This window comes from Kitasatospora sp. NPDC057542, from assembly GCF_042801945.1.
GTDB lineage: Bacteria > Actinomycetota > Actinomycetes > Streptomycetales > Streptomycetaceae > Kitasatospora.
Genome location: NZ_JBHVFE010000366.1, coordinates 1 through 9,294 on the forward strand (window position 1 = coordinate 1; position 9,294 = coordinate 9,294).

9 protein-coding genes are annotated in these 9,294 nt (G+C 74.8%); 4 read left to right on the top strand and 5 right to left on the bottom strand.

Annotated elements, in window-relative coordinates; genetic code table 11:
• Positions 1-89 precede the first annotated feature (89 nt).
• The gene (locus ACFU7Y_RS32875; protein ID WP_224285527.1) at positions 90-521 is read left to right on the top strand and encodes a YchJ family protein; all 432 of its coding nucleotides are present in this window, start codon (positions 90-92) and stop codon (positions 519-521) included.
• A gap of 45 nt (positions 522-566) precedes the next feature.
• Here the strand turns inward: ACFU7Y_RS32875 and ACFU7Y_RS32880 are convergent, their stop codons facing one another.
• Positions 567-1,592: a polysaccharide deacetylase family protein gene (locus tag ACFU7Y_RS32880; protein ID WP_380770566.1), complete on the bottom strand. Its 1,026-nt coding sequence runs from the start codon at positions 1,590-1,592 to the stop codon at positions 567-569.
• Between the two features lie 245 nt (positions 1,593-1,837).
• Here ACFU7Y_RS32880 and ACFU7Y_RS32885 point away from each other — a divergent pair, with 245 nt between their 5' ends.
• Entirely contained in the window at positions 1,838-2,377 is a 540-nt protein-coding gene (locus ACFU7Y_RS32885; protein WP_224285616.1) for a GNAT family N-acetyltransferase, read from the top strand.
• On the opposite strand, the gene ACFU7Y_RS32890 is transcribed toward ACFU7Y_RS32885, so the two are convergent.
• Positions 2,349-3,299: a carbohydrate kinase gene (locus tag ACFU7Y_RS32890; protein ID WP_380770567.1), complete on the bottom strand. Its 951-nt coding sequence runs from the start codon at positions 3,297-3,299 to the stop codon at positions 2,349-2,351. The genes ACFU7Y_RS32885 and ACFU7Y_RS32890 overlap by 29 nt on opposite strands.
• Positions 3,300-3,636: 337 nt before the next feature.
• On the opposite strand from ACFU7Y_RS32890, the gene ACFU7Y_RS32895 reads away from it, so the two are divergent.
• The gene (locus ACFU7Y_RS32895) at positions 3,637-5,190 is read left to right on the top strand and encodes a M1 family metallopeptidase (protein WP_224285065.1); all 1,554 of its coding nucleotides are present in this window, start codon (positions 3,637-3,639) and stop codon (positions 5,188-5,190) included.
• Positions 5,191-5,423: 233 nt separating this feature from the next.
• Positions 5,424-5,660 (top strand): hypothetical protein, encoded by a 237-nt coding sequence (locus ACFU7Y_RS32900; protein WP_224285581.1) that lies wholly within the window; start codon positions 5,424-5,426, stop codon positions 5,658-5,660.
• A 38-nt stretch (positions 5,661-5,698) separates the two neighbouring features.
• On the opposite strand, the gene ACFU7Y_RS32905 is transcribed toward ACFU7Y_RS32900, so the two are convergent.
• The 3 genes from ACFU7Y_RS32905 to ACFU7Y_RS32915 form a co-directional block, all read right to left on the bottom strand.
• A complete protein-coding gene (locus ACFU7Y_RS32905) occupies positions 5,699-7,285 on the bottom strand; it encodes a sigma-70 family RNA polymerase sigma factor (protein ID WP_380770568.1) in 1,587 nt (528 codons plus the stop codon).
• A 205-nt stretch (positions 7,286-7,490) separates the two neighbouring features.
• On the bottom strand, positions 7,491-8,486 hold the full coding sequence (locus tag ACFU7Y_RS32910) for a CAP domain-containing protein (RefSeq protein ID WP_380770569.1): 996 nt from the start codon (positions 8,484-8,486) through the stop codon (positions 7,491-7,493).
• A gap of 114 nt (positions 8,487-8,600) precedes the next feature.
• The gene (locus tag ACFU7Y_RS32915) at positions 8,601-9,080 is read right to left on the bottom strand and encodes a GNAT family N-acetyltransferase (RefSeq protein ID WP_224285633.1); all 480 of its coding nucleotides are present in this window, start codon (positions 9,078-9,080) and stop codon (positions 8,601-8,603) included.
• Between the last annotated feature and the right edge of the window lie 214 nt (positions 9,081-9,294).

Below are 9,294 nucleotides of genomic sequence, written 5' to 3' on the forward strand. Positions count from 1 at the left end.
CCGCCCCTCGGTGCGCCGAGGGGCGGGCCCGTTCCCGTCGTGTGCGGGGCGGCCGGGGGCCGCGCCGCGGGTGGGGGACAATGGGCGGCATGTCCCGACGTCGTTCCGCGCCCCGCCCCGCCGCGCCCCGGCTGCTGCCCTCCTCCCCCTGCCCGTGCGGCCTGCCCGCCGCCTACGGCGACTGCTGCGGCCGGCTGCACCGGGGCCAGGCCTCGGCCACCACCGCCGAGTCCCTGATGCGCTCCCGGTTCAGCGCCTTCGCCGCGCAGGACGAGGCGTACCTGCTGCGCACCTGGCACCCGGACACCCGGCCCGCGGAGGTCGACTTCGACCCGGGGCTGCGCTGGACCGGGCTGGAAATCGTCGCCACCACCGAGGGCGGCGCGTTCCACGCGGAGGGCACGGTGGCCTTCCGGGCGCACTGGACCGAGGGCGGCGAGGAGGGCGCGCTCACCGAGAACAGCCGCTTCGTGCGGCACGAGGGCGCCTGGGTGTACCTCGACGCCCTCTCGCTCGGCTGAGCCGCCCGGCCCTCGGCCGCTGCGGATGGTCACTGAAGGCGGCCGCTACAGGTAGTCGTCCAGCCGGGCCAGCGCGAAGCCCTGCGCGGTGACGTCGTTGACGACCTTGCGCAGCAGGTCCGGCATGGACGCCTTCCAGACGTCAGCGCCCCGGAAGTGGGTCAGGATGATGTCGCCCGGATGCAGCTTCTGGTCGTCGTAGCGCCACTCCATGTGGTCCGGGAAGGCCTCCTCGTTCCACATCGGCACCGCCTCCACCCCGCAGGAGGCTGCCGCGCGCAGGGTGTCGTCGTTGTACTCGCCGTACGGCGGCCGGAACAGCCGGGGGCGCACGCCGATCTGCCGCTCCAGCCGGTCCTGCTGGGTGCAGATCTCCTCGCGCTGGGTCTCGTGGTCCAGCACCTTCAGGTTGCGGTGGTTGATCGTGTGGTTGTTGATCTCCACGCCCTGGGCGTGCAGGTCGCGGAAGTAGCCGTAGTTGTCACGCGCGACGTAGTCGGAGACGTAGGCGCTGAGCGGGATGCCCAGTTCCCGGGCCATCCGGGAGAACTCGGGGTCCTTCTCGGCGCCGTCGTCGACGGTCAGGAAGACCACCTTGTCGTGGGTCGGCACCCGGTAGACGACGGGCGGGCGACCGTCCGCGAGCTTGACGCCCTGCCCCGGGGTGAGCGCGGCCTTGGCCGCCGGGCGCGGCGGGGCCTTCAGCGGCGGGCGCTCCAGGCCCCAGCGCCGGGCGGTCTCCAGCGCGGCACGGGCGGCCACCTCCTGACGGGCCGTGGACTCGCTGCTGCTCTCCTCCTTGCGGGCCAGGCCGGGCAGCAGCGGCTTCGCCTCGGGCGGGGCGCCCACGTGGTCGGCGCCCCCGGGGGCTGCGGCGCCCTCGGCGGCGGGCGCCGGCTTCGCGTTCGCGTCGGCGACCGGGGCGGCCTTCGGGCCGGCGGGAGCGGCCGGGGCGGGCTTGGGGCCGGCGGGAGCGGCCGGGGCGGGCTTGGGGCCGGCGGGAGCGGCCGGACCGGCGCAGCCGGCGAGGACGGCGGAGAGGCAGACGGTGGCCAGCAGACCGGTCCGCACACCAGTCCGGCGTTGCTGACCCTCCCTCAGACCCCCATTAATGTGACAACCTGATGGTCTGTTCATAGATGCACTGCTCCCCCGCCGTCCACCAGCGCCAATCCCCTCGTCACTCGCGCGGGGCAACGACGCACCTGGGCCTTGCCGTTCCTTCGCCCGGGTGTCCGGGTGTTCGGAGGTCCGGGGGCCCGGGCGGCCGGGAAAACCGATTGCGGTGCCGGAGCCATGAAGTGGATCATGCGCGCATGACGAACACCGCACCCGGCCACTCCGGCCTCTGGAGCGTCGCCACGGCCGACGTGACCAGCCCCGAGGCCCTGGACCTGCTGCGTGAGTACTACTACGACGTGGCCAACCGCTACTACCGCCTGCACTTCGACCGGGAGGGCACCCCCCAGGAGCTGGAGTCCGGCCTGGCCGGCTCCCCCAGCGACGACCTCGCCGCCCCGGACGGCTCGTTCCTGATCGCCCGTCACGACGGCGTCGCCCACGCCTGCGCCGGCCTGCGGCGACTCGACGCCACCACGGCCGAGCTCACCCGCGTCTTCGTCCGCCCCGGCCTGCGCGGCACCGGCGGCGGCGCCGTACTGCTGGCCGCCGTCGACCGGGCCGCCCGCTCCCTGGGCGCCGACCGGATCGTCCTCGACACCCGCCTCGACCTGGTCGAGGCCCGCACGCTGTACCTGCGGAACGGGTACCGGGAGATCCCCGCCTACAGCAGCGGACCGTACGCCGAGATCTGGTACGGGAAGGACCTCACCGCGGTTGAGCAGCCTGGCGGTTGAGCCGGTCCACCCCGCGGCCGCCGGAGCGGGACTGCGGCCCGTCCGCCAGGGCGGCCGCCAGGGCGGCGGCCGAGGGCGGGTTGGCGCCCGGGCGGGCGACGGTCAGCGCGGCCGCCGTCACCGCGTGGGTGAGGCAGGTCGCGAGGTCGGTGCCGGTCGCACGGGCGTGCAGGAAAGCGGCCATGAAGGAGTCACCGGCTCCGACGGTGTCCGCGACCGGCACCGGAACGGCCGCGGCCTCGACGTGTCCGCCCTCGCTGGTGCGGGCGAACGCCCCCTCGGCGCCGAGGGTGACCGCGACCACGGAGGGGCCGAGGGCCAGCCAGCGCCCGGCGGCCGCCTCGGGCCGCTCGCCCGGGTAGAGCCAGGCCAGGTCCTCGTCACTGGCCTTGACCACGTCGCTCAGCGCCACCCAGCGCTCGACCCGCCGGACGGCCTCGGCCCGGTCGCCCATCAGCGCCGGGCGCACGTTCGGGTCGTAGCTGATCTGTGCCTGCCCGCGCCAGCGCTCCACCAGTGCCAGCACCGACGCCGCGCCGGGCTCGGTGACCGCGGCGATCGAGCCGAGGTGGATCGCGGCGGGCGGCTCGGCGAGTTCGGTCGGCGGGAGCGTCCAGCGGATGTCGAAGGCGTAGCGGGCCCGCCCCTGCCCGTCCGGTTCCACCACCGCCGAGGGTGTCCGGGCGACCTCGGCGGCCCGCACCCGCACCCCGGCCGACTCCAGGTGCTGCCGGATCAGCCGGCCGTTGGCGTCCGGCCCCAGCTCGGTGAGCAGCGTGGCCGGGCGGCCCAGCCGGGCCAGCCCGTAGGCGACGTTCGCGGGGCTGCCGCCGGGGTGCACCCGGTCCGGGGCGTCACCCGTGCGGACGATGTCGGCGACGCACTCACCGATCACCAGAACGGGGGAAGCTGGGCTGGTCACGGCGGCTCCTGGCATCCGGTACGCGGGCGTCGTATCGGACGCCAGCCTACGGGGCGCGTCCGGGCGTGCAGCGCCAGGGCAGAAGAGTACGGCCGCCGGACCTGGCCAGGTTTTCCGACGGCCGTGGCTCGTCCGTCAGGGGACGAAGCACTCCCCACGCTAGACCGCGGGCGGGGGCGCCGCCATCACCTTGGGCCGTCCGGGGGACGACGGTGTGTCGTCGAACCGCACCGACCGCGCCCGTGCCGGCCCGGCGGTCCACTAGCATCCCTGGCCAGGCTCTCCCGTCCGGGCGGCTCCTGCCTCCGCTCCCGCTCGTGAAGTACGGTGATCACCCTTGTTCAGGCCCCGCGCCGGTCTGGTCCTGTCGCTCGCGCTCAGTACGGCGCTGCTGTCCGCGAGCGTGCCCACGGCCGGCGCCGCCGGCGGGCTGGGCGATCCGGTCTTCCCCTCGCTCGGGAACACCGGGTACCGGACGCTCGGGTACGACCTGGCCTTCGACTACCGGGCCGGGACCAGGACGGTGGACGCCACGGCCGTGCTCACGGTACGGCCCGACCGCACCCTGGCCCGGCTGGAGCTGGACGCGCTCGGACTGACCGTACGCACCGTCCGGGTCGACGGGCAGCCGGCGGGCTTCGCGACCCACGACGAGAAGCTGACGGTCACCCCGGCCAGGCCCTTCCGCCCGGGCGCCGTCACCCGGCTGACCGTCGAGTACACCGCCGACCCACGCGCCGAGCTGCCGCACACCGGCTGGGTGCCCACCCCGGACGGCTTCGCGGTGGCCGGCCAGCCGAACAGCGCGCACACCGTCTTCCCGTGCAACGACCACCCGGGCGACAAGGCCCGGTTCACCATCGCGGTGACCGCCCCGGACGGCCTCCTCGGCGTCGCCAACGGGGAGTTGGCGGCCACCGAGCAGCTCGGCGACGGCCGCACCACCCGCCGGTACGTCTCCCGCGAGCCGATGGCCACCGAGCTGGTCCAGGTCTCGGTCGGCGACTACACCGTGCGCGAGCGCACCGGGCCGCACGGCCTGCCGCTGCGCGACGTCGTGCCGACCGCGCGCGCCGCCGAGCTGGAACCCGCGCTCGCCCTCACCCCCGGCCAACTCGCCTGGGCCGAAGCGCACCTGGGGCCCTTCCCGTTCGAGACGTACGGGATCCTGCCGGCCGACACGGACGACCCGGCCGCGTTCGCCTTCACCGGTCTGGAGAGCCAGACGCTCACCCTCTACAAGCCGAACTTCCTGCGACAGGCGGAGCCGGCGATCGGCTCGCACATGATGCACGAGCTGGTCCACTCCTGGTTCGGCGACAGCGTCTCCCCCGCCAGGTGGTCCGACCTCTGGCTCAACGAGGGCCATGCCACCTTCTACGGCCTGATGTACCAGTACGAGCGCGGGTGGCCGGACGCCTGGGGCCACACCACGCTGGTCGAGCGGATGCGCCACCTCTACGGGATGGGCGACCAGTCGCGGCGCGACTCCGGGCCGGTCGCCTCCCCCACCGCCGCCGGCCTCTTCCACGACCAGCGGTACACGGGCGGCGCGCTGGTGCTGTTCGCACTGCGGGAGAAGGTCGGGGCGCAGACCTTCGACCGCATCGAGCGCGCCTTCCTCGGCACGTACCGGTACGGGAACGCGACCACCGAGGACTACGTGCGGACGGCCTCGGTGGTGTCCGGGCAGGACCTGCGGGGCTTCCTGGACGACTGGCTGTACGGGTTGCGGACCCCGCCGATGCCGGGGCATCCGGACTGGGTGGTGGGTCCGGTGGGCCTGGTGGGGGCGGCTCCGGGAGCGTCGGCTCCAGGTGCTTCGGCTTGGGAGGACGGGGCCGCAGGGGCGGGCGGGCCCGCGGTGGCGCGGGGCTCCGGGACGCTCTGACGGCGCGGCTGGGGCTGCTGGTGCACGCCCGGCGCGCCGCCGTGCGTCCGCCCGCACCTTGCACGCCCCTGACCGGCAGGGGCGGGTGGGGCCATGGTGGTTCCCACGGCCCGCCCGCCGCCCGGCAGAGTCCCGGTCGGCTCGCGGGCCGTCCAACGTCTCCGCGCGCTCCGGTGGCGGCGGTTGCGCTCGGCGGGCCGTAACCCCTCCGGCGCAGCCTCGTTGGACCGGCCATGAAGAAGCGCAGCATGTTTGCCGTTGCCTCGCTCGCCGTTGGTGTCGTGGCCTCCCTCACCGCGCCGAGTGCGCACGCCAGTGCCGTGGGCGGGCAGGAGGGGCTGCCCGGGCCGCTGAGCAGCGCGCCGGACGTGGTGCCCGGGCAGGTCGGTGACGCGGGTGGCGTCCTCGGGGAGGCCACCGGCTACGTGACCGGGTCGGCGAACAGCCTGGTGGCGGCCGCGCCCGCGTAGTCCCTGTGGTCCACCGGCCGGCCATCGGCGGCCGCGGTTCAGGACATCGGGGCTCCGAGGTCCTGGGTCCAGTAGGGGGTGCCGGCGGAGCTGGTGGCGAAGCCGACGCCGATGTCCTTGAATCCGCAGTCGAGCATGTTGGACTGGTGGATCCCGCCGTCCATCCAGCGGGCGAAGACGGCGGCCGGGGTGGTCGGGCCCCGGTCGAGGTTCTCGCCCCACTGGGACCAGCGGTAGCCGACGGCGGTGATCCGGGCTTCGGCTCGGACGCCGTCCGGGTTGACGTGGTCGAAGAAGCCTCGGGTGGCCATGTCGTCCGCGTGCTTCTGGGCCGAGCTGTGCAGCCGGGCGTCGATCCGCAGCGGGGTGCAACCGGCCTTGGTGCGTTCGGCGTTGACCAGGTCCACCAGCTGGCGCTCCGGGTTGGGCTGCGCTGTCGCGGTGGCGGTGCGGGTCACGGTCGGCGTCGGTGTGGGCGTCGTCGGCGTCGGGCTCTCCGCGGGTGTCGGGGTCGGCACGGGTGCGGGGGCGACGGCAGCGGATGCGGCGGCGGCCGTCGGGTTGTCCTGGGCCACGGTCGGGGCGGTGGGCTCCGGTGCCGTCGCCCGCGGGGGCTCGCCGGCCTGCGGCCAGACCAGGGCGAGGGTGGTCACGGCGGCTGCCGCGGCCGCGCCGCTCGCCAGGACGGCCTTGCGGGCCGCGGTGCCGGCCCAGCCGCCATGCCCTCCCGCGTGCGCGCCGGTACCGGTGTGGGCTCCGGCACCCGTTCCCGCTCCGGAGCCCGCTCCGGTGGCGGCCGCCAAGGAGGCGGCGGTGGCCGCGGCCTGCTGGAAGTGCAGCAGCACGGGCGAGTCGAGCGGGATCGGCACCAGGGCGAGGCCGGCCAGCAGCCCTTCGGCCGGGAACAGGTCCCGGCCGAGGCCGCCGCAGTCGGAACAGTCCCGGATGTGGCGGGCGATGCGCTTGCGCCAGACCGAGTTCGGGGTGCCGTCGAAGCCCGCGGTGAGCTCGGTCAGTCCGGGGCAGCGGGGGTAGGCGCCGAGCGCGCGGACGACGATGCGGCCCGCTTCGAGCTGCTTCTTCATCCGCTGCACGCGCACGGCGGTGTGCTGCGGGGTCAGGTCGAGCGCCTCGGCGAGTTCGGCGCGGGTCAGGTCACCGGCGGCCTCCTGCCACCAGAGGGCGAGCAGCTCGCGGTCGTCGGGGTCCAGCCAGCGGGTGGCCTCGGCCACCTCGCGGCGCTGGCCGGACAGACCGAGGCGCAGGATGGTGAGGTCGGTGAAGTCGGCCCGCGGGTCTTCGACCTCCCAGGTCTCGTCCAGGCCACCGACGGTCGGCTGCTGCTGACCGGCGGCATGCCGACGGCGCACCTGGTTCATGGTGATGGCGACCAGCCAGGACCGGAAGGACTCCGGGTCGCGGAGCCCGTCCAGGCCGTCCAGGGCCCGGATCATGGTCTCCTGCGCGACGTCGTCCACGTCGGCGTGGCCGCCGAGGGCGCGGCCGGCCACGTTGTAGACGAGCGGCAGCCAGGTGGCGACCAGCGCCTCCCGGGCCTGCCGGTCACCTGCCTGCGCCGCGAGCACCAGGGGGGTCCCGGTCCTGTTCTGCACATCAGCCTTCATGGTCCGCGCTCCGTCTTGCCGTGTTTCCGTCCGCCGCTGCCTCCTCGGAGACCCGTGGGAAGTGATCAGATAACAACAATGTGCACGGAATCGGAAAATCGGCCCGGACCGATCTGCCCGGTTTGGAAGGCGGACCTGGCCGGGACGGGGACACGCACGGGGGCAGTCAGGCGCGGGCCGGCTCCGGAGCCGGCCCGGGGTCGGTTCACGCCGGGGCGGCGAACACCTGGGTCCACCACGGACCGTTGGTGCCGGTCCGCACGCCCACGCCGAGTTGCTTGAACGAGCAGTTCAGGATGTTGGCCCGGTGGCCGGGGCTGTTCATCCAGGAGCTCATCACCGCAGCCGGGTCCTTCTGCCCACGGGCGATGTTCTCGCCCCAGGTGCTCCAGCTGTAGCCGGCCGCCTCGATCCGGTGATCGGCGTGATAGCCCTCCGGGCTGGCATGGTCGAAGAAGTTGCGGTCGGCCATGTCGTCACTGTGCGACTGGGCCGCACTCGCCAGCCGGGGCTCGGCGCTGACCGGCCCGCAGCCGGCCTTGGCACGCTCGGCGTTGACCAGGTCCACGACCTTCTGGGCGTACGAGGGAGCCGCGCCCCCGCCCGCCGGTGCGGCCGCGGCGGTCCGCTCGGCACTGACAGGGACGGCAGGGGCGGTACGGGTGGCGCCCGGGGTCGCCTTCGCCGCGGAGGCCGTGGGGGTGGGCACGGCGGTCGGGGTGGCGACGGCCGAAGCCGTCGGGGAGGCCGGAGCGGTCGCGGTCGGCGTTGCCGAGGCGCTCGGGGTGACCGCCGGGTCGGTGGCGGTGGCGGTGGGGGCGGCCGTCGGCGGAACGTCCGGGATCGTCCCGCCGGCGCCGGGCACCTGGATGCCCTCGTGCGTGCCCAGTTCCGCGGAGATCAGCGCGTCGGCGGCCAGCGACTGGCCGGCCATGTCGCGGTCGGTCTGCTTGCCGGCGTACGCCGCGTAGCCCGCGCCGGCCAACGCGGCGAACAGCCCGGTGCCGGCCACGGCGGCGACGACCGCGGCGACCGGCACGATCCCGCCGCGCCGCCGCGCCCGCCGGCCCCGGCCGGTGTGCCGCTCGGCAGCCCGCCGCGCCGCCCGGCCGCCGGAGCGGCCGTGGACTCCACTCCCGCTCCCGCTGCCGGCGCCGCCTCCGCTCGCCGGGAGGATGGTCGTCCTGTCGTCGCTGTTCACGTGGCCACGCTTTCTGTTCCGGTCGACTGGTCGGGTGCCGACACTTGGGAGACCTCCCGGCGGGGCGCCGATAACAGAAACTCCGAACGAATGTCCGGCGGTCGGGCCGCGGACTCAGCCGGCCGGGGCCTCCGGAGCCATGTCGTAGGTGAGGAACCTGGTCCGGGTGGCGACCTGGTCATACTTTCCGCGGGCCCGGTAATTGTCCTCGGAGGTGATCCAGCGGACGGTGTTCCACCCGCGTTCCGCCGCGATTTCCCGCAGCCGGCCCAACAGCGCGTCCACCGCTCCGCCGCCCCGGACCTCCGGCGCGACGAACAGGTCGTCCAGGAAGCACCCGACGGCCCCGTGCAACGGCCGCGAGAACGGCCGGTAGTGCGCGAGCCCGACCGGCCGGCCGGTCTCGTCCCGCACCAGCAGTCCCGCCAGTTCGTGCCCCGGGTCCGTCAGCCAGGACCACACCAGCTCGGCCTTCTCCTCCGGAATCGGCACGCGGTAGAACTCGCAGTACCCGCGGAAGAGTTCACGCCAGGCTGTGTAGTCACCGGCTTCGGGCGCGCCGACGCTCCAGCGGGCCGTGGGGATGTCGTTCATCTCGGTCTCCATCACTCAGCGGGTGGTACGGGCCCCCAGCATGACGCCCCGTCGCCCCGCCGCTGATCACCTCCCCGGCCAAGACCAGCCACCACCTACGCCACTGCGGCGCCTTGCGGAGCGGGCCCGCGCACCCCGGGCCGGGCGCAGCGCCACCCGGTCCTCGGGCGTCAGCCCGGCTCGGCACCGAGCCGGCCGCCGCGCCCGACGAACC

Excerpts from the sequence above, each read along its gene's own strand:
- ACFU7Y_RS32875 (WP_224285527.1), top strand. The coding sequence starts at position 90 with ATGTCCCGACGTCGTTCCGCGCCCCGCCCCGCCGCGCCCCGGCTGCTG.
- ACFU7Y_RS32885 (WP_224285616.1), top strand. The coding sequence starts at position 1,838 with ATGACGAACACCGCACCCGGCCACTCCGGCCTCTGGAGCGTCGCCACG.
- ACFU7Y_RS32900 (WP_224285581.1), top strand. The coding sequence starts at position 5,424 with ATGAAGAAGCGCAGCATGTTTGCCGTTGCCTCGCTCGCCGTTGGTGTC.
- ACFU7Y_RS32905 (WP_380770568.1), bottom strand. The coding sequence starts at position 7,285 with ATGAAGGCTGATGTGCAGAACAGGACCGGGACCCCCCTGGTGCTCGCG.
- ACFU7Y_RS32915 (WP_224285633.1), bottom strand. The coding sequence starts at position 9,080 with ATGAACGACATCCCCACGGCCCGCTGGAGCGTCGGCGCGCCCGAAGCC.